Annotated in this window: 25 protein-coding genes; 15 read left to right on the top strand and 10 right to left on the bottom strand. The window is 62.2% G+C overall.

Annotation, left to right across the window (positions count from 1 at the left end; translation table 11 throughout):
- Positions 1-4: 4 nt before the first annotated feature.
- The 6 genes from merA (at position 5) to ACX9OT_RS04590 (ending at position 6998) form a co-directional block, all read left to right on the top strand.
- Positions 5-1690: a mercury(II) reductase gene (gene merA, locus ACX9OT_RS04615; protein WP_003156770.1), complete on the top strand. Its 1686-nt coding sequence runs from the start codon at positions 5-7 to the stop codon at positions 1688-1690.
- A 17-nt stretch (positions 1691-1707) separates the two neighbouring features.
- A complete protein-coding gene (merD, locus tag ACX9OT_RS04610) occupies positions 1708-2073 on the top strand; it encodes a mercury resistance co-regulator MerD (protein ID WP_000995360.1) in 366 nt (121 codons plus the stop codon).
- A complete protein-coding gene (gene merE, locus ACX9OT_RS04605; RefSeq protein WP_003132004.1) occupies positions 2070-2306 on the top strand; it encodes a broad-spectrum mercury transporter MerE in 237 nt (78 codons plus the stop codon). The genes merD and merE overlap by 4 nt, the downstream gene beginning before the upstream one ends.
- Positions 2303-3292: a DUF3330 domain-containing protein gene (locus ACX9OT_RS04600; RefSeq protein WP_003132006.1), complete on the top strand. Its 990-nt coding sequence runs from the start codon at positions 2303-2305 to the stop codon at positions 3290-3292. The genes merE and ACX9OT_RS04600 overlap by 4 nt, the downstream gene beginning before the upstream one ends.
- Positions 3293-3467: 175 nt before the next feature.
- Positions 3468-4028 (top strand): recombinase family protein, encoded by a 561-nt coding sequence (locus tag ACX9OT_RS04595; protein ID WP_010921730.1) that lies wholly within the window; start codon positions 3468-3470, stop codon positions 4026-4028.
- A 3-nt stretch (positions 4029-4031) separates the two neighbouring features.
- Positions 4032-6998, top strand: a complete 2967-nt coding sequence (locus ACX9OT_RS04590) for a Tn3-like element TnAs1 family transposase (protein WP_005413400.1) — start codon at positions 4032-4034, stop codon at positions 6996-6998.
- Here the strand turns inward: ACX9OT_RS04590 and ACX9OT_RS04585 are convergent.
- The gene (locus ACX9OT_RS04585) at positions 6995-7195 is read right to left on the bottom strand and encodes a hypothetical protein (protein ID WP_032966765.1); all 201 of its coding nucleotides are present in this window, start codon (positions 7193-7195) and stop codon (positions 6995-6997) included. The two genes, ACX9OT_RS04590 and ACX9OT_RS04585, sit on opposite strands and share 4 nt — an antisense overlap.
- Positions 7196-7256: 61 nt before the next feature.
- Between ACX9OT_RS04585 and ACX9OT_RS04580 the strand changes: the two genes are divergently transcribed.
- The 3 genes from ACX9OT_RS04580 (at position 7257) to ACX9OT_RS04570 (ending at position 9398) form a co-directional block, all read left to right on the top strand.
- The gene (locus ACX9OT_RS04580) at positions 7257-7517 is read left to right on the top strand and encodes a hypothetical protein (protein WP_049401600.1); all 261 of its coding nucleotides are present in this window, start codon (positions 7257-7259) and stop codon (positions 7515-7517) included.
- Between the two features lie 379 nt (positions 7518-7896).
- On the top strand, positions 7897-8481 hold the full coding sequence (locus ACX9OT_RS04575; RefSeq protein WP_401750236.1) for a DUF6988 family protein: 585 nt from the start codon (positions 7897-7899) through the stop codon (positions 8479-8481).
- Between the two features lie 242 nt (positions 8482-8723).
- Complete coding sequence (locus tag ACX9OT_RS04570) at positions 8724-9398, top strand: helix-turn-helix domain-containing protein (protein ID WP_005413401.1); 675 nt, start codon at positions 8724-8726, stop codon at positions 9396-9398.
- A gap of 314 nt (positions 9399-9712) precedes the next feature.
- Here the strand turns inward: ACX9OT_RS04570 and ACX9OT_RS04565 are convergent, their stop codons facing one another.
- The 5 genes from ACX9OT_RS04565 to ACX9OT_RS04545 form a co-directional block, all read right to left on the bottom strand.
- Positions 9713-10171 carry a cyclin-dependent kinase inhibitor 3 family protein gene (locus ACX9OT_RS04565; protein ID WP_021201830.1) on the bottom strand — a complete coding sequence of 153 codons (459 nt, stop codon included), beginning with the start codon at positions 10169-10171 and terminating at the stop codon, positions 9713-9715.
- Positions 10172-11440: 1269 nt separating this feature from the next.
- A complete protein-coding gene (locus ACX9OT_RS04560; RefSeq protein WP_021201831.1) occupies positions 11441-11968 on the bottom strand; it encodes an NIF family HAD-type phosphatase in 528 nt (175 codons plus the stop codon).
- Positions 11969-12069: 101 nt separating this feature from the next.
- Entirely contained in the window at positions 12070-12213 is a 144-nt protein-coding gene (locus ACX9OT_RS04555) for a hypothetical protein (RefSeq protein WP_153855340.1), read from the bottom strand.
- Between the two features lie 403 nt (positions 12214-12616).
- The gene (locus tag ACX9OT_RS04550; protein ID WP_049401588.1) at positions 12617-13558 is read right to left on the bottom strand and encodes an SseB family protein; all 942 of its coding nucleotides are present in this window, start codon (positions 13556-13558) and stop codon (positions 12617-12619) included.
- 2 nt (positions 13559-13560) lie between these two features.
- The gene (locus tag ACX9OT_RS04545) at positions 13561-13854 is read right to left on the bottom strand and encodes a BPSL0761 family protein (protein WP_223224794.1); all 294 of its coding nucleotides are present in this window, start codon (positions 13852-13854) and stop codon (positions 13561-13563) included.
- A gap of 294 nt (positions 13855-14148) precedes the next feature.
- Here ACX9OT_RS04545 and ACX9OT_RS04540 point away from each other — a divergent pair, with 294 nt between their 5' ends.
- From ACX9OT_RS04540 to ACX9OT_RS04520, 5 genes are all read left to right on the top strand, one after another.
- Positions 14149-14412, top strand: a complete 264-nt coding sequence (locus ACX9OT_RS04540) for a heavy-metal-associated domain-containing protein (RefSeq protein ID WP_021201833.1) — start codon at positions 14149-14151, stop codon at positions 14410-14412.
- Positions 14413-14645: 233 nt separating this feature from the next.
- Positions 14646-14945, top strand: coding sequence for a hypothetical protein (locus ACX9OT_RS04535; protein WP_232017559.1), 300 nt, complete (start codon positions 14646-14648; stop codon positions 14943-14945).
- Positions 14946-15018: 73 nt separating this feature from the next.
- A complete protein-coding gene (locus ACX9OT_RS04530) occupies positions 15019-16323 on the top strand; it encodes a TolC family protein (protein ID WP_153855341.1) in 1305 nt (434 codons plus the stop codon).
- A complete protein-coding gene (locus tag ACX9OT_RS04525; RefSeq protein ID WP_005413406.1) occupies positions 16320-17834 on the top strand; it encodes an efflux RND transporter periplasmic adaptor subunit in 1515 nt (504 codons plus the stop codon). Before ACX9OT_RS04530 ends, ACX9OT_RS04525 begins: the two co-directional genes overlap by 4 nt.
- The gene (locus ACX9OT_RS04520; protein WP_005413407.1) at positions 17831-20971 is read left to right on the top strand and encodes an efflux RND transporter permease subunit; all 3141 of its coding nucleotides are present in this window, start codon (positions 17831-17833) and stop codon (positions 20969-20971) included. The genes ACX9OT_RS04525 and ACX9OT_RS04520 overlap by 4 nt, the downstream gene beginning before the upstream one ends.
- Positions 20972-21075: 104 nt before the next feature.
- On the opposite strand, the gene ACX9OT_RS04515 is transcribed toward ACX9OT_RS04520, so the two are convergent.
- Complete coding sequence (locus ACX9OT_RS04515; protein WP_005413408.1) at positions 21076-21906, bottom strand: DUF4198 domain-containing protein; 831 nt, start codon at positions 21904-21906, stop codon at positions 21076-21078.
- Positions 21907-21932: 26 nt separating this feature from the next.
- Positions 21933-22373, bottom strand: coding sequence for a TonB-dependent receptor (locus ACX9OT_RS04510; protein WP_229298439.1), 441 nt, complete (start codon positions 22371-22373; stop codon positions 21933-21935).
- Here ACX9OT_RS04510 and ACX9OT_RS04505 point away from each other — a divergent pair.
- Complete coding sequence (locus tag ACX9OT_RS04505) at positions 22291-22497, top strand: arginase family protein (RefSeq protein WP_005413410.1); 207 nt, start codon at positions 22291-22293, stop codon at positions 22495-22497. The genes ACX9OT_RS04510 and ACX9OT_RS04505 overlap by 83 nt on opposite strands.
- A 29-nt stretch (positions 22498-22526) precedes the next feature.
- On the opposite strand, the gene ACX9OT_RS04500 is transcribed toward ACX9OT_RS04505, so the two are convergent.
- Complete coding sequence (locus ACX9OT_RS04500) at positions 22527-23078, bottom strand: DUF305 domain-containing protein (protein WP_031269107.1); 552 nt, start codon at positions 23076-23078, stop codon at positions 22527-22529.
- A gap of 74 nt (positions 23079-23152) precedes the next feature.
- On the bottom strand, positions 23153-23428 hold the full coding sequence (locus tag ACX9OT_RS04495) for a hypothetical protein (RefSeq protein WP_005413412.1): 276 nt from the start codon (positions 23426-23428) through the stop codon (positions 23153-23155).
- Between the last annotated feature and the right edge of the window lie 13 nt (positions 23429-23441).

Genomic DNA, 23441 nt, shown 5'->3' with positions numbered 1-23441 from the left:
TTGCATGACCCATCTAAAAATCACCGGCATGACTTGCGACTCGTGCGCGGCGCACGTCAAGGAAGCGCTGGAAAAAGTGCCAGGCGTGCAGTCGGCGCTGGTGTCCTATCCGAAGGGCACAGCGCAACTCGCCATCGTGCCGGGCACATCGCCGGACGCGCTGACTGCCGCCGTGGCCGGACTGGGCTACAAGGCAACGCTAGCCGATGCGCCACTGGCGGACAACCGCGTCGGACTGCTCGACAAGGTGCGGGGATGGATGGCCGCCGCCGAAAAGCACAGTGGCAACGAGCCCCCGGTGCAGGTAGCGGTCATTGGCAGCGGTGGAGCCGCGATGGCGGCGGCGCTGAAGGCCGTCGAGCAAGGCGCGCAGGTCACGCTGATCGAGCGCGGCACCATCGGCGGCACCTGCGTCAATGTCGGCTGTGTGCCGTCCAAGATCATGATCCGCGCCGCCCACATCGCCCATCTGCGCCGGGAAAGCCCGTTCGATGGCGGTATTGCGGCAACTGTGCCTACGATTGACCGCAGTAAGCTGCTGGCCCAGCAGCAGGCCCGCGTCGACGAACTGCGGCACGCCAAGTACGAAGGCATCCTGGGCGGTAATCCGGCCATCACCGTTGTGCACGGTGAGGCGCGCTTCAAGGACGACCAGAGCCTTACCGTCCGTTTGAACGAGGGTGGCGAGCGCGTCGTGATGTTCGACCGCTGCCTGGTCGCCACGGGTGCCAGCCCGGCGGTCCCGCCGATTCCGGGCTTGAAAGAGTCACCCTACTGGACTTCCACCGAGGCCCTGGCGAGCGACACCATTCCCGAACGCCTTGCCGTAATCGGCTCGTCGGTGGTGGCGCTGGAGCTGGCGCAAGCCTTTGCCCGGCTGGGCAGCAAGGTCACGGTCCTGGCGCGCAATACCTTGTTCTTCCGTGAAGACCCGGCCATCGGCGAGGCGGTGACAGCCGCTTTCCGTGCCGAGGGCATCGAGGTGCTGGAGCACACGCAAGCCAGCCAGGTCGCCCATATGGACGGTGAATTCGTGCTGACCACCACGCACGGTGAATTGCGCGCCGACAAACTGCTGGTTGCCACCGGTCGGACACCGAACACGCGCAGCCTCGCGCTGGACGCAGCGGGGGTCACTGTCAATGCGCAAGGTGCCATCGTCATCGACCAAGGCATGCGCACGAGCAACCCGAACATCTACGCGGCCGGCGACTGCACCGACCAGCCGCAGTTCGTCTATGTGGCGGCAGCGGCCGGCACCCGTGCCGCGATCAACATGACCGGCGGCGATGCGGCGCTCGACCTGACCGCAATGCCGGCCGTGGTGTTCACCGATCCGCAAGTGGCGACCGTGGGCTACAGCGAGGCGGAAGCCCACCACGACGGGATCGAGACCGACAGCCGCACCTTGACCTTGGACAACGTGCCGCGTGCGCTCGCCAACTTCGACACACGCGGCTTCATCAAGTTGGTTATCGAGGAAGGCAGCCATCGGCTGATCGGCGTACAGGCGGTCGCGCCGGAAGCGGGTGAACTGATCCAGACGGCGGCTCTGGCCATTCGCAACCGCATGACGGTGCAGGAACTGGCCGACCAGTTGTTCCCCTACCTGACGATGGTCGAGGGGTTGAAGCTCGCGGCGCAGACCTTCAACAAGGATGTGAAGCAGCTTTCCTGCTGCGCCGGGTGAGAAAAAGGAGGTGTTCAATGAACGCCTACACGGTGTCCCGGCTGGCTCTTGATGCCGGGGTGAGCGTGCATATCGTGCGCGACTACCTGCTGCGCGGATTGCTGCGCCCGGTGGCGTGCACACCAGGCGGCTACGGCTTGTTCGATGACGCCGCCTTGCAACGGCTGTGCTTCGTGCGGGCGGCCTTCGAGGCGGGCATCGGCCTCGACGCGCTGGCGCGGCTGTGCCGGGCGCTGGATGCGGCGGACGGCGACGAAGCGGCCGCGCAGCTTGCCCTGCTGCGTCAGTTCGTCGAGCGTCGGCGCGAAGCGTTGGCCGATCTGGAAGTGCAGTTGGCCACCCTGCCGACCGAGCCGGCACAGCACGCGGAGAGTCTGCCATGAACAACCCCGAGCGCTTGCCGTCCGAGACGCACAAACCGATCACCGGCTACCTGTGGGGCGGACTGGCTGTGCTGACTTGCCCCTGCCACCTGCCCATCCTCGCTGTCGTGCTGGCCGGCACAACCGCCGGTGCTTTCCTCGGCGAGCATTGGGTCATCGCGGCGCTCGGTTTGACCGGCCTGTTCCTTCTGTCCCTGTCGCGGGCGTTGCGGGCATTCAGGGAAAGAGAATGAGCGCTTTCCGGCCGGATGGATGGACGACGCCGGAACTGGCCCAAGCGGTCGAGCGCGGGCAGCTTGAACTGCACTACCAGCCCGTCGTCGATCTGCGCAGTGGTGGGATTGTCGGCGCGGAAGCCCTGTTGCGCTGGCGTCATCCGACGCTTGGACTATTGCCACCGGGCCAGTTCCTGCCCGTGGTCGAATCGTCCGGCCTGATGCCTGAAATCGGCGCTTGGGTGCTGGGCGAAGCCTGCCGCCAGATGCGTGACTGGCGAATGCTGGCATGGCGACCGTTCCGGCTGGCCGTCAATGTTTCGGCGAGCCAAGTGGGACCGGACTTCGACGGGTGGGTAAAGGGCGTGCTGGCTGATGCCGAGTTGCCCGCCGAGTATCTCGAAATCGAGCTGACCGAATCGGTCGCGTTTGGTGATCCGGCGATCTTCCCCGCCCTGGACGCCTTGCGGCAGATCGGTGTGCGCTTCGCCGCCGATGACTTCGGGACGGGGTATTCCTGTCTGCAACATCTGAAGTGCTGCCCAATCAGCACGCTCAAGATCGACCAATCGTTTGTCGCCGGGCTCGCCAACGACCGCCGCGACCAAACCATCGTGCACACCGTGATTCAGCTTGCGCACGGGCTGGGCATGGATGTGGTGGCTGAAGGCGTGGAAACATCGGCGAGTCTTGATCTATTGCGACAAGCGGACTGCGACACAGGACAAGGCTTCCTGTTCGCGAAGCCAATGCCGGCGGCGGCATTCGCCGTCTTCGTCAGTCAATGGAGGGGTGCCACCATGAATGCAAGTGACTCGACCACCACCAGTTGCTGCGTGTGCTGCAAGGAAATCCCGCTCGATGCCGCCTTCACCCCGGAAGGCGCGGAATACGTCGAGCACTTCTGCGGGTTGGAGTGTTATCAACGCTTCGAAGCGCGTGCCAAGACAGGGAACGAAACCGATGCCGATCCGAACGCCTGCGACTCGCTACCGTCAGATTGAGGCATACCCTAACTGGATGTCAGGCAGGGCCGCGCCGCTTAGTCAGAATAGAGTCATCTTTCGCATTTTTTGACACATGCCTGCGAAGGTCATAGATTTCAGCCTGACAGAAACGGGGTTTGAGGCACAACGGAACAGAAGGAGCACTTAAGCCGCCTTCAACCAAGGAGACATCGTGCAGGGGCACCGCATCGGCTACGTCCGGGTCAGCAGCTTCGACCAGAACCCGGAACGCCAGCTGGAACAGACACAGGTGAGCAAGGTGTTCACCGACAAGGCATCGGGCAAGGACACCCAGCGCCCCCAGCTCGAAGCGCTGCTGAGCTTCGTCCGCGAAGGCGATACAGTGGTGGTGCACAGCATGGACCGGCTGGCCCGCAACCTCGATGACCTGCGTCGCTTGGTACAGAAGCTGACTCAACGCGGCGTGCGCATCGAGTTCCTGAAGGAGGGCCTGGTGTTCACTGGCGAGGACTCGCCGATGGCCAACCTGATGCTGTCGGTGATGGGGGCCTTCGCTGAGTTCGAGCGCGCCCTGATCCGCGAGCGGCAGCGTGAGGGCATCACCTTGGCCAAGCAGCGTGGCGCGTACCGGGGCCGCAAGAAAGCCCTGTCCGATGAGCAGGCTGCTACCCTGCGGCAGCGAGCGACGGCCGGCGAGCCCAAGGCGCAGCTTGCCCGCGAGTTCAACATCAGCCGGGAAACCCTCTACCAGTACCTCCGCACGGACGACTGACACATGCCGCGTCGCTTGATCCTCTCGGCCACGGAGCGGGGCACCCTGCTCGCGTTGCCAGAAAGCCAGGATGACCTGATCCGCTACTACACCTTCAACGACTCCGACCTGTCGCTGATCCGTCAGCGGCGCGGCGACGCCAACCGCCTCGGCTTCGCCGTGCAACTCTGCCTGCTGCGCTACCCCGGCTATGCGTTGGGCACTGACAGCGAGCTGCCCGAACCGGTCATCCTGTGGGTGGCCAAGCAAGTCCAGACCGATCCGGCGAGTTGGACGAAGTACGGCGAGCGCGATGTGACCCGTCGCGAGCACGCCCAGGAACTGCGCACCTACCTTCAACTGGCCCCGTTCGGCCTGTCCGACTTCCGCGCCCTGGTGCGCGAGCTGACCGAACTGGCCCAGCAGACCGACAAGGGCTTGCTGCTGGCCGGCCAGGCGCTGGAGAGCCTGCGGCAGAAGCGACGCATCCTGCCGGCGTTGAGCGTGATCGACCGGGCTTGCTCGGAGGCCATTGCACGGGCCAATCGGCGGGTCTACCGCGCCCTGGTTGAACCGCTCACGGACTCGCATCGGGCCAAGCTGGACGAGCTGTTGAAGCTCAAGGCCGGCAGCAGCATCACCTGGTTGACCTGGCTGCGCCAGGCACCGCTGAAACCCAACTCTCGGCACATGCTTGAGCACATCGAGCGGCTGAAGACATTTCAGCTGGTGGACTTGCCCGAAGTCCTGGGCCGGCACATCCACCAGAACCGCCTGCTCAAGCTGGCCCGCGAGGGTGGGCAGATGACGCCCAAAGACCTCGGCAAGTTCGAGCCGCAGCGGCGCTATGCGACCCTGGCCGCCGTGGTGCTGGAGAGCACTGCAACCGTGATTGATGAGCTGGTGGATCTGCACGACCGCATCCTAGTCAAGCTGTTCAGCGGCGCGAAGCACAAGCATCAGCAGCAGTTCCAGAAGCAGGGCAAGGCGATCAACGACAAGGTGCGCCTGTACTCCAAGATCGGCCAGGCGCTGCTGGAGGCCAAGGAAGCCGGCAGCGACCCCTATGCCGCCATCGAGGCGGTGATCCCCTGGGACGAGTTCACCGAGAGCGTCAGCGAAGCCGAGCTGCTGGCCCGGCCGGAGGGCTTCGACCACCTGCACCTGGTCGGCGAGAACTTCGCCACCCTGCGCCGCTACACGCCGGCTCTGCTGGAGGTATTGGAGCTGCGCGCCGCCCCGGCCGCGCAGGGCGTGCTGGCAGCCGTGCAGACGCTGCGCGAGATGAACGCCGACAACCTGCGCAAGGTGCCGGCCGATGCTCCCACCGCCTTCATCAAGCCGCGCTGGAAGCCACTGGTGATCACCCCGGAAGGCCTCGACCGGCGCTTCTACGAAATCTGCGCCCTGTCCGAGCTGAAGAACGCCCTGCGCTCCGGCGACATCTGGGTCAAGGGCTCGCGGCAGTTCCGCGACTTCGACGACTACCTGCTGCCGGCCGAGAAGTTCGCCGCGCTCAAGCGGGAACAGGCCCTGCCGCTGGCGATCAACCCGAACAGCGACCAGTATCTGGAAGAGCGCTTGCAGCTGCTGGACGAGCAGTTGGCCACTGTCGCCCGCCTGGCCAAGGACAACGAGCTGCCCGATGCCATCCTCACCGAGTCCGGGTTGAAGATCACCCCGCTGGATGCGGCGGTGCCGGATCGGGCGCAGGCGCTGATCGACCAGACCAGTCAGTTACTGCCGCGCATCAAGATCACCGAACTGCTGATGGACGTGGACGACTGGACGGGCTTCAGCCGCCACTTCACCCACCTGAAGGACGGGGCCGAGGCCAAAGACCGGACGTTGCTGCTGTCCGCGATCCTCGGTGATGCGATCAACCTCGGGCTGACCAAGATGGCCGAGTCGAGCCCCGGTCTGACCTACGCCAAGCTGTCCTGGCTGCAAGCCTGGCACATCCGCGACGAGACCTATTCGGCGGCCCTGGCCGAGCTGGTCAACCACCAGTACCAGCATGCCTTCGCCGCCCACTGGGGCGACGGCACCACCTCATCCTCCGATGGCCAGCGTTTCCGGGCTGGCGGCCGGGGCGAGAGCACCAGACACGTCAACCCGAAGTACGGCAGTGAGCCGGGACGGCTGTTCTACACCCATATCTCCGACCAGTACGCGCCGTTCAGCACCCGCGTGGTGAATGTCGGCGTGCGCGATTCCACCTATGTGCTCGACGGCCTGCTGTACCACGAGTCCGACCTGCGGATCGAGGAGCACTACACCGACACGGCCGGCTTCACCGATCACGTCTTCGCCCTGATGCACCTGCTGGGCTTCCGTTTCGCGCCGCGCATCCGCGACCTCGGCGAAACCAAGCTGTACGTGCCGCAGGGCGTGCAGACCTACCCGACGCTGCGGCCGCTGATCGGCGGCACCCTGAACATCAAGCACGTCCGCGCCCATTGGGACGACATCCTGCGCCTGGCCAGCTCGATCAAACAGGGCACCGTCACTGCCTCGCTGATGCTGCGCAAGCTCGGCAGCTATCCGCGCCAGAACGGCCTGGCCGTGGCCCTGCGCGAGCTGGGCCGGATCGAACGCACGCTGTTCATCCTAGACTGGCTGCAAAGTGTTGAGCTGCGCCGCCGCGTGCATGCCGGCCTGAACAAAGGTGAGGCGCGCAACTCGCTGGCCAGGGCGGTGTTCTTCAACCGCCTTGGGGAAATCAGGGATCGGAGCTTCGAGCAGCAGCGCTACCGGGCCAGCGGCCTCAACCTGGTGACGGCGGCTATCGTGCTGTGGAACACGGTGTACCTGGAGCGCGCCACCCAGGGGTTGGTCGAGGCCGGCAAGCCGGTGGACGGCGAGCTGCTGCAATTCCTGTCGCCGCTGGGCTGGGAGCACATCAACCTCACCGGCGATTACGTCTGGCGGCAGAGCCGCAGACTGGAAGACGGGAAGTTTCGGCCCCTACGGATGCCCGGAAAACCTTAGCGTACGATTTTTTCCGAATTCTGCGAGCCCCCCAGGAAGAATTGCGTAGACCCGCGCGCAGCAAGCACTACGTTGTGCTGAGGGATCAGCAGCAGCTTTGCCCCCGCGGAATACGCCCCTGTGAGAGCATCCTCTGCCAGGGTATCCGCTGCGACGACGAGGTGGTCACGAGTGAGGAGAACGTTGAGGATGCTCATTGCGGGATCGTCTAGACGTTTGCAGACTATCGCCTTCCCCTCCCCTCCTGTCCAGACTGCTATGGCCTCCGCGATCACACAAATTCTTGGTCGCCCCAATGCTTGCGAGAACGCACTTGAGATACGCCGCGGCTACCTCAAGGCGATGGAAGATGCGCTGCGGGTTTCGCTTCTGATCCACCAAGATCCAAGGCTTCTGTTCGACACGTGGGCCAGACTGCTCCCCTTGATCGCTCAAAGCCACGAGAGTGACGGCAGCCAGCCATTTGCGACCGGGATCGTCCGCTCGCGCGATCATGGATCCCGGCGGTTGGCTGGCTGAGCGTATGGTTGCAATATAGGAAGCAATCGCGCGCGGACCAGAACGCTGTTCATCGCAGACATTCTTAGGGTGCCATTGCAGAGATTTCAGCTTTTGAGGAATAAAATTTCAGTGCAAGACGGTCCATTGCAGAAAAATTTGACTTGCGACTGACGCAACGCAGAAATTGCTGATGCACGGATGATGCAATGCAGAGATTACCGGCTAACAGATGCTGCAGCCCAGCCGGCCAACTGAGGGCTTTGCCCGATGGACGAGCCGTTACTCTTGCCTGCAGATCACGATTCTAGGATGACTTGTGCCTCAATCGGCTGACCAGGATCGGGCGTCTGTGCTGGAGGGCTCCTTAGAGCTCTTGGGTGAAATTCGAGCCGCTTGGATGGAGATAGAGCATGGACGTGACCGAAGATCGACGGCGGTGGCGGCACTTTGCCAGATGTCCCTTGATCACGCCGTGGCAGTACAGTCCCTGATCGCTACTCTGCCCCAGTCAGCAATCTCGCTGGTCCGGCCCCAGTATGAGGCCCTCGTGCGTGCAACCTGGGCATGTTATGCAGCTACCGACACCGACATCGAGAAGCTTCTTGCGCCCCTGACTCTGGAGAGTCAGCAAGCGGCAAAGAGGCTCCCTGGCGTTCAGGACATGCTCGTAAAGCTTGAGTCCTCTGGGCCCCGAGGAGCATCACAGTTGTTGGGCAGAGCCAGACAATGCCTTTATGTCGGCTTGAACTCCTATCTCCATGCCGGGATTCACCCCTTGGCAAGGCAGTTAAATGGCTACCCGGGCGCGCTTCTGGCGGGGGTGGCCATGAACAGCAATGCGCTTGCCATGCTAACCCTTCTGAATCTGGCGCACCTGTGGCCAGGCGAACCAGTTCTGGCATGGATGAATGCACTGCATCATCAATTTGGGGGTGTTTTGCCAGAGTTGGAGCCATTGACCCCCCATCAGCCCTCGCCATAGAGCTGTCCCGGATCGCCTGCGCGTCTAGGGTGGGGTCTGTGGTGAGTGACTAGGCAGTTGGGCCTCGCCCCCCTCTGGGGGCACGGGGAGAACATCACGGGCGCATAAGCAGTTGCCCCGGATTTCTCGTTGGGGCAAGTCCTGGCAGTTGATCTGTGTCGGGGGCCTGTCGGGCGACTGTCATGTTTCCAAGTTCGGCACCCTCCTAATCTGGGCTCCCTACCCCTCCGGAGTTATCTTCTATGACCACCAAGACCCCGCCTCGCCTGCTTACCGCTGCTGAGGTTGGCGCCTGCATTCGCCAGTTCCGCCAGTTGCGTCATTGGTCGCAAGAACAATTGGCCGAGATCTCGGGCCTGAACGTGCGAACAGTTCAGCGGGTTGAGCAGGGTGACTCGGCCAGTTTCGACACCCGTCGCGCACTGGCGCGCGCCTTCGATTTCAATGACATCGATGCACTCAACAAGCCTTTCTCGCTGCCGACAGACGAGGAACTGCAGGCGGCGCAAGCGCAGTTTGAGCGCGACTACATCACCCTGGCGGTGTCCCCGCTTGCTGCTGGGCGCGAGCTGGCCAGCCTGATCGTTTCGTGCGACATGGATCTGTCCGAACCGGCTTTCGAGCTGTCGCGCGAGGCGGCGAGCGAGTTTGCTGCACTGGTCGACTACTACCGTGAGTATCGCGACTGCCAAGACCTGTATTCAGAAGTCGACAAGCTAGACATCTACGACGGGCTGCAGCAGCGCATTGAGGTCCTGCGGGAACTGGGAGTATCACTGTCGCACGGTCAGCGTAAGGTCGTCATTCGGATGGGCTCAGGTATGCCGATGGATGCCACGGTCCTGTACGTCGTGGCGTTTCGCCTCGGCCACGAGTGCAGTCAGATCGTAACTCCTAAGGCAGCACGCATCGGCTGAGTCAGCATTCATTAGATCGATAGTGGTGGCGATACATCTGACAGATGTCTATTGATCGCGCCGTCGCAGTACAGTCCCTGGAGGTTGCCCTGCCTTAGTCAGCGATAGCGCTGGTCCGGCCCCAGCACAAGACCCTGATTCGTGCGACAGCAAGGTTCTTAGCTTTCGAGGCAGCGAATTTTTGATGTGCCCTGAACCCTCGCGAAGATCCACTATGGAGACGCCGTCGATTTCTGGATCCAGACCTAAGAAGCCCTCGAGTTCTGGATCCACAGGCAACTCGTCCTTGAGTTCCTGACTGCGCACCTGAGTGGTCAAGCTCCGCCCGGGTGAAGGCTCTGCGCCCAGTACTCTAGGAACTCCTCTTGAGCAATCGTTTCGATTGCGCCTGGCCTGGCATGCCGCACCATGTGGATGGCATCCGATGCCCGCTTGGCCTCGCCAGACTGCAGCAAAAGCATGGCAGCGACCGTTCCCGCGCGTCCCAACCCCCCCTTGCAGTGGACCACGATCCTTTGACCGCTCAGCATGTCAGCGACGAGCTCAGCACTTAGCTGTAGCCAATCTTTGAGGAGTCTGTCGTCTGGTGCGGCTCCATCAGTGATTGGCAGTCCATGCCAAGAGATGCCCTTCCCCGCCACTATCGCCGGTAAGCTCTCGATTCGAAGGTCCTTGAGCTCCCAAGGCTCAAGCAAGGTGACTAGGTGAGTGGCACCCCAGTCCTGAATAGCCGAGACGTCCACATCTAGGTCTCTCGCCCATGCTCCAGTCATGGCGACTTCCTGGTACTTGCCTGGCGCAAATGTCACCCCTATGCCGCCTCCATGGGCTCCAACAGGCAACTCTGCAATCAGTAACGGGTGGCTAGCGCTGGTGCGCATCATTTCGGCTCTCCCAACATGCGGTAACGTTCTGCGTCGTGCGCCGGGGCGCTCCCCGCTCATTCGCTGCACGGCTAGGATATCGGATGTTCAGATATCGTTGAACTGGAGAGAACACCTAAGGGTCAATATCGGAAAGTCAGATAGACAGTCTGTGGGCAGGTTGATATCCTGACAACTGGTATCGCGATTTGAGGGCTGTGTGGCCTATGTCGTTAGCCAACCGACCCTCATCGCGCCCTGGCCAGAACTGGACAATTTCGTTCGTTCAATAGGTCCCTTTCTTGCGTGCGCGTGGTGCGCGCTAGAGCGCTCAAGAACGGCTAGTTCGCCGGTAGCTGCTGAGGGGTTGGCCTCGCAGGCACTTGACACGCTTGCGACGCTGCGCGTCCTCCATCGCGAACCAGTCGAATGTTCTCGGCTTGCCGCAAGATCTCTGTATGAGCCCCTGGCTTGGTCCTACAAATCTCCGTGGTCTCGCAGTGACTTGAACCTTGAGTCGGCATTGACCCGGTCGCTCACCCAGTGGGCGGCTGAGTGCACGCCCAGTGCGAGGCGGAATCTCGGAATTTCACTGGCATCCACCGAAGCTCGAGCGTACTTGGCAAACCTTCTGCGGAAGCATCGGTTGGACCCGAAGCTAGGCGACGGGCTTCAGTCGATTGGATCGCCTGAATGGAATGCGCTCAGCTTGGGGCGTAAGCGCTACGTGCTGTGGGCGAGCATGCGAAATTCTGCCTCGGAGTTCATACAAAGCGGTTTGGATGAGCATGCCGCGAGGCGAGCACTTGATCGCGAGATAAAACGCAGATGCATCTGGTTAGCTGGACGCGAGCAAGCTGGAACCCTCGCCCGGAAGGATTTTTGCTTCTTGCCTGGTCAGGGTTGGCGTCAGCCGTTGATCCTGGACGTTGCAATGGAGACTTTCCTGCCGCTGGGCATGGCGTACTGGCTGGAACCTAGCGGCAGTTGGCAGCTTTAGCTTCTAGTCTGAGTAGACCGACCAGCTGCCACGGGTCCATGAGATGGTTTGAGGGGGCTCAGGACTCTATCGCGGTAAACGCCCCCCCAGGTCTATATCGACGGTTCTCCAACGAAGCGCTGGACCTTGGTTGACCGGCGAGCCTGTGGCCCATTGGACGCTGGCCAAGAGATGGCCCTCTAGTACTCGTTCAGTCGCTTACGGATTGCCTCGATGGCATCGTCCAGTCCCGCGTCGTCCTCGGGGTAAGGAGAACAAAACAGTTGAACCGGGACCCAGCAATGTTCCTGTCCCGGTTGTACATAGGGGGCGTAATCATCTAGTAGCCATGCAGAGCCGATGGGCTGGGAAACGTTGGCAAGATCCTTCGTCGGCCCAGTCCAGTCTATGTATGGCAAGCGGGCAAACCAACCCGGGGCCGCTCCTTCGCAAGCCAATAGGTCGGCAATCTCGCGAAATCTAGGCTCCGGAACTGTGGTGAAGATGACTAGACCCTCAAAGAGCGACTTTGCCGACTCCAGAAATTCGTAGAGGCCCGGGCGCGGGATCTGGCTTACAGCGTTGGAAATCAGCGTTCCTTCTAAGTCCAAGGCGAGGATGGACGGGCGCATTGTGTAATGGTCCTCTTTGGCGGGGGTGAACGTCGGTACCGCTACCAAGCCCCGCCGGAGGGTGATCCGCCGGCGGGGCTTGGTAGCATCAGACATCTTCGAACTCGCTCGCTTGCTTGAGTTGGTTCTCAAGGAAATCAATGCGCTTCTGAAGATCGGCACTTAGATAGGCTTTGTCCGTAAAGTCCATTGCTGTCTCAGGGATCATCTCCAGCTCGACGCGTGTGGATGTAGCTGATGTACAGCGCCGCATTCCAGCTCGCTTCGCTCAATGGCAGTGTTGAGCGGTTGATGATGCGGGCGGTGATGACTGGCTTGGGCCCAAAGAAGCTGTTTTCCATCCGGAACTCTGGATCAACCGCACTGACCCTCTTTAGCTCGGCGATAGTAGGAAGTTGATCGTTGGCCTCCTGTCATAGCGCTTCTATCTCCTTGGGATTGCTATCCCTGATGTGCTTAACCTGCCCTCTCACCACCTGCCTTACGGAAGCGTTTGGGTAGGTCTGGTTCAGTTTTTCAAGAAGGTCGGCAGGGATTCGTGAGAAAAACAGCCGAATCGTCTCTAACACCATGATTCAACGAGGAAACACCCCTCGACGTCAGGCAGTTCGTGGATTACAGACCTAGGCTTGATTGAACCAGAAGCCGCGTGACACAGGCATTCCTGGAGTACTGCTCAGGCACGCGTGCCCTTTTTGAATATTGGATTCAAGAGTTTCCACGCTCCTGACCCAACGGAAACCTTCAAGAAGGCTCTGACCGTCGCCTGATCCATTGCAGTAGTTCCTCGTGCGGGATCGTACGTCCAGCGTCGACGTCGGCCATACCCTCGCGGGTCCGCCGTTCCTTCTCTTCCTCGGTCAATCCCGGAAGGAGTGCTAGTAGCTTATCTTCAGGGCTCATAGGCCGATGAGCTGTGCTCAAGTTGGCTTGATTCTCGTGAAAAAATATGGGCAGGATCTGGGGATCATCCAAGCCCGCCGGCAAAGGCAGCGATACGTCGTGGACCGCCAAGTCGATGATGACGTCCAAATCTGAGCATAAGGGCTGTATGGCGGTGGTCACCAGACGAGCCGCCCGCTCGGCGAAAGCCAGGTCCACCACCAGCCAGATCAACAGACCGGGAGGCTGTTCGACGCCCCCTGACGAGTGAGTTTCCAGGAGATAGGCCGACGAGACGAAGTCGGCGTGCTCAAGGCTGCCGCTGATGGCCGGAGCGAGCCAAGCCGGCGCGGCCTGGGCAGGTCTCACCGCGAACTCCGCCGGCGCCAGACGTTCCACCCTGGCCAGAAAGCCCGTATCCAACAATGTCGCAACCTCTTCCGGGTACAGGACAACGCCGCCGTAGTTGGGATTGAGCATCAACGTCGCGCCGCGAGTACCGGTTAGCAGCTCACGGCCTGAAACTCCCAGAATTCTGACAGCAGACGAGCTGGCCGCCTGCGCCTTGTCGAGCGAGGTAAAGAAAGGGATCGCATCGAAACCGTCAGGATGGCGGAACTGGACCAGCCGCAGTGTCTGCGCGTCGTCCGAGATGGGCGCATGCACGTACACGATCGCATCCATCAGTCGCTTGAAGAATGCGCGTTCCTCGGCCGCACTGTCGCGGGCCCGTTCAAAGGAAGCCTCCAGCGCTGTCTCCGCAGACGTAGTCCCTCTTCCACGCGGCCTGCTCGGTTGCTTCATGGTCAGATGCGATGAGGGCCGAGCGGGTACCCGGAGAACCAATCCGCCTCGATCTCGCTGCTCAGGTAGGGTCGTACGAAGGCCGACTGGGTCAGCGCTCGCAGCCGCTCTTCGTGCTCAGCAATCGCCTCGATGTCGCTGACGGTTGGATAGTGCCGCAGCAGTCGATATGCCTCTTGCCGCACCTCTTTAGGCACGGCTTGGCTGGCCGCTAGCTGCCTGAGGAACGCGCCCGCCTGCAGCACATTGCGGGTGCGCTCAGATGGCATCGTCATGACATCAAGAATGACTAGCACTAAGGAATGCTTAGCTTATCGCGTTTGTGGCCGGCCAGGGCACGGTGCAACTACAGACCTTGCGATTCCTGTATTAATGTAATATAATCAATAACTTAATTCGCATAAGTGAGCGTTATGTCCATGGAGTGAGGGCCAATAGGAACGAGCAGGTAGCCTGAGCCTTCCCATGATGGGAAGGTCAACAACGCGGGACGGATTACCACTCAACTTGCCTGTCGTTTGACCTTCCCACCGTGGGAAGGCTCATCGTCACGCCGTCGGCAAACCGCCGATGCTTTTGGAGGGTTGTCCATGAATCTCGTTGTTGAAGGTATGACCTGTGGTCACTGTGTCCGAACGGTCACCCAAGCCATTCAGGCCCTTGACCCCCACGCCCAGGTGGACGTCGATCTGGGCAGTGGCGTGGTCAAGATCGAGGGCCTGCTTGCCGTAGAACAGGCGGTTGAGGCTATCCAGCGGCAAGGCTATGTGATCGCTGCGGTGCTCCCTTCTGAGGCTGGTACGCCGGCCGCCCCGGCCGTCGCATCCTCCTGCTGCGGCGGATGCCACCGCTGAGTCCGCGCGAGGGCTTGATCCTGATCAATGACAGTCGGCCCCAAGAGGGCTAGACTGGCCATCATGAGAGCTCGCACGTCCCCTGCCCTGATCTGCCCAGCGTCCGCAGGCGCTGCTTCGGGCGTGCGGGAGCTGTCATGGTGAGGCTGCTGAGGCGGTGGCGGCGACCCCGTTCTCGTGCCCGACTGGCATGGCTGGGACTGTGGGCGCTGCTGCTGCAGCAACTCGCGCTGGTGGCTTACGCCTGTCCGCTGGAATCGGTGGAAGCTGGACAAGCGACCCTGATGGTCGGTTGCGAAGAGATGTCCACGCCGGATCCCGATGCTCCGGCGTTGTGCGACCAGCATTGCCAGCGCGATCACATCGCCACGGCCGATGCGAAGGCCCCTCAAGTGCCTTACCAGCCCGCGCTGGCCGCCTTCGCGCTGGTGCAGGCTCTGTTGCCACCGGTACACGCGCAGTTGTATCGGGATGTTCCGGTGTGCGTGTCCGATCCGCCTCCCCTGCAGCGCTTCTGTAGCCTGCTGATTTAAGCCCCCTCCTGGATTGACCCGTGCTCGTGCTGCATGCGTTGCAGCGCGCTCGTTGTCGTTTCCCGGAGGTCTTATGGAGATGTCTTTCTTCTTGCGTGCAAGGCGCAAGATGGCGTGTGGGTTCGTGTTTGCCCTGGCGCTCAGTGGTCCTGTGCTGGCGGCATCGCCCGCTATCCCGATCAGCTACACAGAAGCCCTACAACGGGCGCTTGCTAACGCCCCAACCCTGCACGTGCGCCGATCGCAGATCGATGCCAGTACCGAAGAAGCCGCGCGTGCTGGCGCGCTTCCCGACCCACGTTTGATCGTGGGGCTGGCGAACTGGCCCGTCAGCGGACCCGATGCCTTCAGCTTGCGGGCCGATGAGATGACCACCCAGCAAATCGGTCTGATGCAGGAGTTTCCTGCGCGTGCGAAACGACGTGCCGAGCACGCGTTGGCGCAAGCGACGCTGGCGCAAGCGCGCTCACTGTCGATGGCCGAACAGCAGATGGTGGCCCAAGCGGCCGCGCTGGCCTGGATCGAGCTGTGGAGTACGCAGCAAGCCGTAGATGCGTTGGAAGGTCTGCGCGAGCCGGCCCGTATAGCCGAGCGTGCGGCGCGTGCTCGCTTGGCAGGCGGCACGGCCGGGGCCAGTGATGTGCTTGCCGCCCAGGCCGCCCTACTGCAGTTGGACAATCGCCTGGAGCAGGTACATGCGGAGCACGCCGCCGCGCAGGCCGGCCTGGCGCGGTGGTTGGGTATTGCACCAGAGGCGATCTTGGCCAGTGGTGCGGCACCGGATTTTTCGCAGTTGCCATTGGAGCCCACCCAACTGCTGGCCAAACTGGACCAACACACGCCACTACTGGGCTGGGAGGCACGCGAGAGCTTAGCCCAGGCCCAGGTGGATGCGGCCGTGGCCGAAACCCGCCCGGATTGGAGTGTGGAGCTCACCTACGGACGTCGCGAGCGCGCACCCGACGGCATGGCGCGCAGCGACATGCTCATGGTGGAAGTGGGTGTGGGCCTGCCGCTGTTCCAGAAGAACCGCCAAGCACGAGGCATCGCGGCACGGCGGGCCGAGCTGGAGGCGGTGTCCGCAGAGCGCGATGAGGCCCGGCGCATCCAAGCCGAGTCGGTGCAACGCGCGATAGCGCGATGGCGCGGGTTAACCGGCCAGTTGGAGCGCCAGAACACGCAGAGCCTGCCTTTGGCGCGCGATCGTGCACGCACGGCGTTGGCCGCCTACGGCGCCGGTGCCGACCTGCAGCCGTGGCTGGAAGCGCGGCGCGATGAGATCGAATTGCACCTGGAGAACGCCCGTCTGCTGGGCGAACAGGGCCGTGCCTGGGCGGCACTGGCCTATCTGCTACCCCATGAGGAGAACACGCCATGAGCCCGACCAAGACGCGTCTCACACAGCTCGCCGTGGCCCTCGGGTTGCTGGCGCTCGGCTTTGCCGGCGGCTACGCCTGGATGACTCGAACCTCTGATACCACCCCGCCCCCCGGCACGAGCGTCGCAGATCAAGCACGCAAGGTGCTGTACTGGTACGACCCCATGGCGCCGGAGCAGCGATTCGACAAGCCGGGCAAATCTCCGTTCATGGATATGGAGTTGCTGCCCAAATACGCAGATGAGGCCATAGGGGGCGGAACGCAGATCGATCCGCGCCTGCAGCAGAACGTGGGCATACGCACTCAGGAAGTGACGGTAGAGTTACTAGGGACTGCCGTACGCGTGCCGGGCACACTGACGTGGGATCTGACCCAGGAAAGCGTGATCAGTGCGCGCATGGAAGGCTTGATCACCCACGTGCAGGTAAAGGCGCCGTTTACCGAGGTTCGTCGTGGTCAAACGCTGGCCACCGTGCAGGCCCCGGCATGGAACGCGGCCATCGCCGAAGCACATGCCCTGAGCCAAGCTCAGTCCGCGGGCGCGCGTGAGCTGCAGGGTGCGGCGCAACAACGGTTGCGTTCGTTGGGTGTTCCTTCTGGCGCCTCGGCCAGAAGTGGCGTCGTGCTTAGCGCAGACCACAGTGGTGTCGTGACCGAGATCCTGGCACGCGAGGGACAGACGGTGATGCCCGGTACGCCACTGTTCAAGATCAATGGGCTGGACACGTTGTGGCTGGAGGCCTCGGTACCCCAGGCAGCGCTGGGCACCTTGCGGCCGGGGACCTCAGTGCAGGCCACGGTCAGTGCCTGGCCGGCAGAGCGCTTTGCCGGACAGATCCAGGCGTTGCTTCCCCAGGTCGACATGGCTAGTCGCACGCAGCGGGCGCGAATTGTGCTGCGCAACCCGCAGCGTCGGCTGGTGCCGGGCATGTTCGCCGAGGTTCTGGTGCAGCCCGACGCCGAGCAGGCCCTGCCAGTCGTTCCCACGGAGGCGCTGATCGCCACCGGGCGGGACAGCCGGGTCATCGTGCAGGATCCGGACGGGAGCTTCCGGCCAGTGCGGGTGAGTGTGGGACGTAGCGTGCAAGGGCGCACGCAGATCGTGGCAGGCTTGGCCGGTGGTGAACGCGTGGTCGTCTCGGGTCAGTTCTTGCTCGACTCCGAAGCCAGTCTCTCCGGTGCGTTGGAGCGCCTGGGTGCTGCACAACCGACACGCCCTGCCAGCGCATCAGGTGTGCACGAGCGCCATGACGCCGGGCACGAACCACGCACTGTCGTGCCGTCACCGTCCAGACAGCCGGCGCCTGTCGCGCCAGACACCTCCACCTCTACGCCGCCGCGCTGCCCGGTGCAGTACTGGTATGACCCGATGGTGCCGGAGAAGCATTTCGACAAGCCGGGCAAGTCACCGTTCATGGATATGCAGTTGGTACCCAAGTTCGGCCCCGCCGCAGCCGCTGATTGCCAGGCAAGCGAGGTCATGTCCGAAGCGATGGAGGGCACACCATGATCGCGCGCCTGATCCATGCTTGCATCGCCAATCGCGTGCTGGTGCTGGTTGCCGCCGCGCTGCTGGCGGTGGTCGGTATCTGGTCGGTAAAGAACACGCCGCTGGATGCGCTGCCGGACCTGTCCGATACCCAGGTCATCATCCGCACGCAATGGGCGGGGCAAACCCCGCGCATCATCGAAGACCAGGTCACCTACCCGTTGGCCACCACGATGTTGTCCGTGCCGGGCGTGAAGGCGGTACGCGGCTTCTCCTTCTTCGGTGATTCATTCGTCTACATCCTGTTTGACGATGCCACTGATCTTTACTGGGCGCGCTCTCGAGTGCTCGAGTACTTGAGCCAGGTACGCGATCGACTTCCGCCGAATGTGAATCCGGCGCTGGGTCCTGATGCGACAGGACTGGGCTGGATCTACCAGTACGCCTTGGTGGATCGGACAGGTCAACGTGATGTGGGGCAGCTGCGTGCGTTGCAGGACTGGTTTCTTCGTTATGAGCTAAAAACCGTGCCGGACGTGGCTGAAGTAGCCAGTGTGGGCGGTGCGGTGCGCGCCTGGCAGATCCAGCCCGATCCGCAGGCGTTGGCGGCCCGTGGACTGACGGTGGCCGAGCTCATCGAGGCGGTGGATGCGGCCAACGGCGCTACCGGGGGCTCGGTGATCGAACAAGGCGAAGCCGAACTGATGGTGCGCAGCGAAGGCTACCTGCGCACACAGGAGGCGTTCGAACAGGTGCCGGTAACCGGCAACGACGGCATCCCCGTCCTGCTCGGCGAGGTGGCCACGATCAGTCGCGGGCCGGTCTTCCGTCGTGGTATCGCAGAGTTGGATGGTCAAGGTGAGGTGGCCGGCGGCGTGATCGTCCTGCGGACCGGCAAGGATGCCTTGGGGGCCATTCGGAACGTCAAAGCGCGACTGCAGGCGTTGCAATCCAGCTTGCCCGAGGGCGTGGAAGTGGTGCCGGTGTACGACCGCTCCGAGCTGATCCAGGATGCGGTACGCAACCTCACCCACAAGCTTGGCGAAGAGTTTCTGGTCGTAGCGCTGGTATGCCTGCTGTTCCTGTGGCACCTACGCTCGGCGTTGGTGGCCGTCATCACCCTGCCTTTGGGTATCCTGGCGGCCTTCATCGTGATGCACGCCCAGGGGATCTCCGCCAACTTGCTGTCATTAGGCGGCATCGCCATCGCCATTGGTGCGATGGTCGATGCAGCGGTGGTGATGATCGAAAATGCACACAAGCATCTGGAGCACTGGCGGGAGGCGCACGGCCGGGAACCTCAGGGTGAGGAGCGCTGGCAGCTGATGGCCCGCTCGGCGGCCGAGGTCGGACCGGCCCTGTTCGCCAGCTTGCTGGTCATCACCCTGTCTTTCGTGCCGGTTTTTGCCCTGCAGGCGCAGGAAGGGCGATTGTTCTCGCCTCTGGCCTACACCAAGACCTACGCGATGGCCGCCGCAGCAGGGTTGTCGGTGACCTTGATCCCCGTCTTGATGGGCTACCTGATCCGCGGCCGCATCCGCCCGGAACAGCAGAACCCCATCAATCGCATCCTGATCGCTGGCTATCGGCCCATCCTGCTGTGGGTCCTCAAACATCCCGGTGTCACCTTGCTGCTCAGCGGCCTGCTGCTAGTGCTCACCTTGATCCCCTTTAGCCGGTTGGGCAGTGAGTTCATGCCGCCCTTGGAAGAAGGCAGCCTGTTGTACATGCCCACGGCCCTGCCCGGCCTGTCCGCCGACAAGGCCCGTCAGTTGCTCCAGCTCTCGGGCCGGATGATCAAGACCGTACCGGAGGTTGAGCACGTGTTCGGCAAGGCGGGCCGTGCCGAAAGTGCGACCGATCCGGCACCGATCGAAATGTTTGAGACCACCGTGACCTTCAAGCCGCGGGATCAATGGCGCCCGGGCATGACCCCCCAGAAGCTACGCCAGGAGTTGGACGCAGCGGTCAAGATTCCCGGTCTGACCAACCTATGGGTCCCGCCCATTCGCAATCGCATCGATATGTTGGCCACCGGCATCAAGAGCCCGATTGGGATCAAGGTCTCCGGACCCGATGTGGAGCAGATCGAGCGCCTGAGCCAGCAGATCGAGCAGGTGGCCAAGACTGTGCCCGGCGTGAGTTCGGCACTGGCCGAACGCGTCACGGGTGGGCGCTATGTCGATGTACAGGTGCGCCCGGAAATCGCTGCACGTTACGGATTCACTCAAGGCCAACTCCAGCAACTGATTGCCACGGTCGTTGGCGGTGATCCAATCGGGGAAACGATCGAGGGGCGCGAACGCTATCCCATCGTCTTGCGCTACCCCCGTGGCCAGCGTGACTCGTTGCAGGCCTTGCAGGATCTGCCGCTGATCGCGCCAGGCGGTGTGCAACTGACCTTGAGCCAGGTGGCGGAGCTGTCAATCAGCCCAGGCCCGCCGATGCTCAAGAGCGATAACGGCCGGTTGGTGGGCTACATCTACGTGGATGTGGCCGATCGCGACTTGGGATCGGTGGTCCAGGACCTGCAAGCCGCGGTGCAGACCCAGGTGAGTTTGCCTGCCGGCTATGGTCTGGCGTGGTCGGGGCAGTACGAGTATCTGCAACGGGCTTTGGCACGCCTGCAATGGGTGGTGCCCGCGGCGTTGGCGATCATCTTCCTGGTCATCTGGATGGTGTTTCGCCGGCTTAGCGATGTATCCATCATCCTGCTCAGCTTGCCCTTGGCGTTGGTGGGCGGTTTCTGGTTGATCTGGGGGCTGGGCCATGCGATTTCGGTGGCCAGCATGATCGGATTCATCGCCCTGGGCGGCGTTGCGGCTGAGTTCGGCGTCATCATGCTGCTGTACCTGCGTCATGCCTGGGAGCAGCGCTTGGCCAGCGGTGCGCCGGAAGATGTGTCTACCCTGCAAGAGGCTATCTACGAAGGCGCCGTGCAACGGGTGCGCCCGAAGGCGATGACGGTAGCCGTCATCCTGGCCGGGTTGTTTCCGCTTTTCGTCGGTGCCGGTGCCGGCTCGGAGGTCATGCAACGTATCGCCGCGCCGATGCTGGGTGGCATGCTCACCGCACCGGTGCTCTCTATGGTGGTGATTCCCGCAGCGTTCTATCTAGTGCGGCGACGTGGATTGCGCGCGGCGCGGGGCGACCAATGAGAGACAGACTGAGCACTTGAGGTAAGTCCCCACAAAAAGACGCCAGTCATGGAAGAAGTCATGACTGGCGTCAAAGGGGAGAGTACCGCCTACATGCTTACTTATCAGTGCCCGGCGTGCGGGGAAATCTCAAAGCTCAGCGACGCCCGATCCGACACAAAATCCAAACCCTTTTGTGTAGAGGGCACAATGTGATTGGTGTGGATGTACCAGGTCTTGGCGGTGGTCACCTGGAAACTGGCTTGGCCTTGGGCATCGGTGCGCAGGAGCGTAGCGCTACCGTGCCCACCCTTGACCGGTGCGTCAGCACGATGACCGACGTACACGCGTAGGTTGGGCACTGGCGTGCCCTGCTGCAGCACCTGGAACGACAGCTGTTCGCCGACCTTCACGCTTCCAGGATTGCGGGCCAAGCGGATCTCCAGCGGATAGCCCAGCGAGGCAGCGAAATCGTCGGTCAGTTTTGTGCCCACCTGTCCAATGGTACGAGCATGCTTGGTATAGCTATAGGTGACCCCTTTGGGAAACTTGCTCGCATCATAGGTGGCCAGGGTATCGGGCAAGTCTTCCAACTCCAGGTACTTGCCGAACTCGCTGGCCGTACGCGTGCTGGTGGAGGCCATCGTCGAGACCCCCAGCAGATAGGTGCCCTCGCCCGCCGGATGCACGGTGAGCTGGCTCTGCTTGCCGACCTCTTTCCAACTGGCCAAGTCCGGTGCAGCCTTAGCGCCGCCCTGACTCAGCGAAACGTCCTGTAGACGCGCTCGGGTGACTGCACCTGCACTTTCATCGAAGGTGCCATTGTTCACCAACGCTGTGTTCGCCTCGCCCGCTGCGGTGCCAGGCTTGGAGAAAGCGACAAACAGGTCGTGCGCACCGGCACTGCCGGCCACAGCGAACAGCAGTAGTGTGGCGGATAGTTGCGTGTTTCTCATGATGTGTAGCTCCTCGTGATCGTGGCTTACCAGTGGTAACCAAAGCGGACATTCCAGCGACGACCCAGCAAGTCGTACGTCATGGTGTCGGTGTCGGTGTTGGGGTTGTTCTTCACGAACGGCGCCTTCTTATCGAGCACTTTTTCAACGCCGGCGGAGATATCCCACTTCTTCTTGATGCCGTAGCTCAGTTGCAGGCTGTGGTACACCACGCTGGACACATGCGAGCCGATCGTGTCGGGCACGGCGATGATGTCGTCCGCGCTGCCGATGTACTGCGCCGAATAGACGCCGGTCCAACGGTTCTTGCCCATACGCAGTGAGCCCAAGCCACGCCACTGGGTGTAGCTACCCAAGCCGCTGGTGATCTTGCCGGCGTACTCAATGGTGGTGGCCCCGGGCGTGAGCGCCCCCAACCCACGCGGGGTGAGTCTGGAGGTCCTGGAAGCCCTGCTGGATCTGGTCATGGCCTCGGGCAAGGTACGTGTGGTCGACGTGGCGGAACTGTGTCCGCCCCTGGATCCGGATCAAGCCACCGCACGTGTGGCCGCGCGTTTGATCCACCGAATGGTCAGTGCGCAGGCTCAGTGAAGTGATATCGGCTGGCAAAAGGCAGTGAGCTAATGGGAACGCTCAGCCAGCAACTGCTTCATTTGCGCGATCTCCTGTGTCTGCGAGGTAATAATGTCCTGGCAGAGCTTCACCAACTCAGGATCCTTCAGACGATTCTCCTCACACATCAGGATGGCGCCAGCGTGGTGGGGAATCATCGAACGGATGAACTGTTTGTCAGTGACCGCTGCTTGAGTGCGAATGCCCCACCAGCAGAACAGCATGAACGCCACCGTCAGACCAGCCAGAATCAGATTGCGTCGGCGATCGGGGTACATGCTGGACATTAGCCACAGCTCGATCAGCAGCATGGGAGCGGCCATCAGGCCCGCCATGTAGAACTGGTTCACGTTGTTATAGACGTTAGCCCACTGATCGACCATTGCGTACATCAATGCGTACATGGCCACGAAAGACAGGCCCATCATCAACAACAGGCGGCCGTAATGGCCTTGATGCCCTTGTTGTGCCTGGTGGGCAGGTTGGTGTGAGGCGTGCGGTTTTGCGTGCTGGGACTGCGGGTCTTGCGCGTTTTCGTGCGTACCGTGCGAAGAGGACATAACAATCTCCGTGGGAATGGCAGAACGGCGGAAGAACCCGCGAACTGTTGGAACAGCTCCCGGGCTGAGAACACTTACATACCCTTGCCGGCAGCGAATTCCTGCGGGCTCAGCTTGCCATCTTTGTTGCTATCGAGCATGCCAAAGTGCGGCGCCAGCTTGTGCTTGGCCAGTTCTTCCTTGGACAGCGAGCCGTCCTTGTTGGCATCGAGCTTGGTGAAATCGGCATCGGCCGCCGCCGGCTTGTGCTGACCGTGGTCGGTGGTGGGCGTGGTGGTCTGGCCGCCGGCGAAGGCCGCGCCCGCCATCAGGAACAAGGCCATCATCGAGAGGGAGGCATAACGCTTCATTGCAGTACTCCTT

Source organism: Stenotrophomonas genospecies 3, assembly GCF_054473855.1.
The sequence above is the reverse complement of the archived record's forward strand: the minus strand, read 5'-3'. Positions and strand labels throughout refer to the sequence as shown.

Excerpts from the sequence above, each read along its gene's own strand:
- ACX9OT_RS04565 (WP_021201830.1), bottom strand. The coding sequence starts at position 10,171 with ATGACTGGAGCATGGGCGAGAGACCTAGATGTGGACGTCTCGGCTATT.
- ACX9OT_RS04500 (WP_031269107.1), bottom strand. The coding sequence starts at position 23,078 with ATGTCCTCTTCGCACGGTACGCACGAAAACGCGCAAGACCCGCAGTCC.
- ACX9OT_RS04520 (WP_005413407.1), top strand. The coding sequence starts at position 17,831 with ATGATCGCGCGCCTGATCCATGCTTGCATCGCCAATCGCGTGCTGGTG.
- ACX9OT_RS04555 (WP_153855340.1), bottom strand. The coding sequence starts at position 12,213 with ATGGAAAACAGCTTCTTTGGGCCCAAGCCAGTCATCACCGCCCGCATC.
- ACX9OT_RS04550 (WP_049401588.1), bottom strand. The coding sequence starts at position 13,558 with ATGAAGCAACCGAGCAGGCCGCGTGGAAGAGGGACTACGTCTGCGGAG.
- ACX9OT_RS04505 (WP_005413410.1), top strand. The coding sequence starts at position 22,291 with ATGGTGGTGGCCCCGGGCGTGAGCGCCCCCAACCCACGCGGGGTGAGT.
- ACX9OT_RS04515 (WP_005413408.1), bottom strand. The coding sequence starts at position 21,906 with ATGAGAAACACGCAACTATCCGCCACACTACTGCTGTTCGCTGTGGCC.
- ACX9OT_RS04585 (WP_032966765.1), bottom strand. The coding sequence starts at position 7,195 with ATGAGCATCCTCAACGTTCTCCTCACTCGTGACCACCTCGTCGTCGCA.
- ACX9OT_RS04495 (WP_005413412.1), bottom strand. The coding sequence starts at position 23,428 with ATGAAGCGTTATGCCTCCCTCTCGATGATGGCCTTGTTCCTGATGGCG.
- ACX9OT_RS04575 (WP_401750236.1), top strand. The coding sequence starts at position 7,897 with ATGGAGATAGAGCATGGACGTGACCGAAGATCGACGGCGGTGGCGGCA.
- ACX9OT_RS04580 (WP_049401600.1), top strand. The coding sequence starts at position 7,257 with ATGGCCTCCGCGATCACACAAATTCTTGGTCGCCCCAATGCTTGCGAG.
- merA (WP_003156770.1), top strand. The coding sequence starts at position 5 with ATGACCCATCTAAAAATCACCGGCATGACTTGCGACTCGTGCGCGGCG.
- ACX9OT_RS04525 (WP_005413406.1), top strand. The coding sequence starts at position 16,320 with ATGAGCCCGACCAAGACGCGTCTCACACAGCTCGCCGTGGCCCTCGGG.
- ACX9OT_RS04510 (WP_229298439.1), bottom strand. The coding sequence starts at position 22,373 with ATGACCAGATCCAGCAGGGCTTCCAGGACCTCCAGACTCACCCCGCGT.
- ACX9OT_RS04560 (WP_021201831.1), bottom strand. The coding sequence starts at position 11,968 with ATGTCTGATGCTACCAAGCCCCGCCGGCGGATCACCCTCCGGCGGGGC.
- ACX9OT_RS04530 (WP_153855341.1), top strand. The coding sequence starts at position 15,019 with ATGGAGATGTCTTTCTTCTTGCGTGCAAGGCGCAAGATGGCGTGTGGG.
- ACX9OT_RS04540 (WP_021201833.1), top strand. The coding sequence starts at position 14,149 with ATGAATCTCGTTGTTGAAGGTATGACCTGTGGTCACTGTGTCCGAACG.
- ACX9OT_RS04570 (WP_005413401.1), top strand. The coding sequence starts at position 8,724 with ATGACCACCAAGACCCCGCCTCGCCTGCTTACCGCTGCTGAGGTTGGC.
- ACX9OT_RS04590 (WP_005413400.1), top strand. The coding sequence starts at position 4,032 with ATGCCGCGTCGCTTGATCCTCTCGGCCACGGAGCGGGGCACCCTGCTC.
- merE (WP_003132004.1), top strand. The coding sequence starts at position 2,070 with ATGAACAACCCCGAGCGCTTGCCGTCCGAGACGCACAAACCGATCACC.
- ACX9OT_RS04600 (WP_003132006.1), top strand. The coding sequence starts at position 2,303 with ATGAGCGCTTTCCGGCCGGATGGATGGACGACGCCGGAACTGGCCCAA.
- merD (WP_000995360.1), top strand. The coding sequence starts at position 1,708 with ATGAACGCCTACACGGTGTCCCGGCTGGCTCTTGATGCCGGGGTGAGC.